This is a genomic window from Dysgonomonas termitidis (assembly GCF_042654545.1).
In the GTDB taxonomy this organism is placed as follows: Bacteria; Bacteroidota; Bacteroidia; order Bacteroidales; family Dysgonomonadaceae; genus Dysgonomonas; species Dysgonomonas termitidis.
The window spans coordinates 1-505 of record NZ_JBHSGN010000159.1; the positions used below are offsets into that span (position 1 = coordinate 1).

Annotated in this window: 1 pseudogene; it reads right to left on the bottom strand. The window is 50.5% G+C overall.

Annotated features, from left to right (window positions below):
* Nucleotides 1-505, bottom strand: a pseudogene (locus ACFO6W_RS24360) (hypothetical protein); the annotation flags it as partial.

Sequence of the window (505 nt, forward strand, 5' to 3'; positions counted from 1 at the left end):
CGATTCTTTCTTCGCTTTTTCGCATTCGTTATAAAAGAAATCCCCCACGCCGTTGGCCGTACTTTCAAAGGCGACCAGTGTCAGGGGCTCCCTTGGTATCGACCCGACAATGGAAGTTACGAGGTCTTCCGTCTTATTCTTCTCCGTATTCGGGTAAAAGGCAATTTCCGAGAAGTGGGCCATTTTCGCATCCTGCGAGCGTACCGAATCCGGCTCTTCCGCCGTACCTACGGTAATCAGGCAACCCCTTTCGGGTACTTCCTTTATATTCTGTGTCTTCTCATAGCTCCTTATCGTGTGTATTACCCCGCCTACGGGCATCATATTCTTGACCGACCTTTCGAACATGGCGCGTATGGTGATGGATGCGTCTTTCAGGTGGGCGCAGATAACGCTGTTCCAGTTCTTTTTATGTACCAGTTGTATCCAGAACATATACAACTGTATCAGCGTGGAACCGCCCCATTGCCGGGCTTTCAGCAGGATGACACGTATCGGCGTTCCG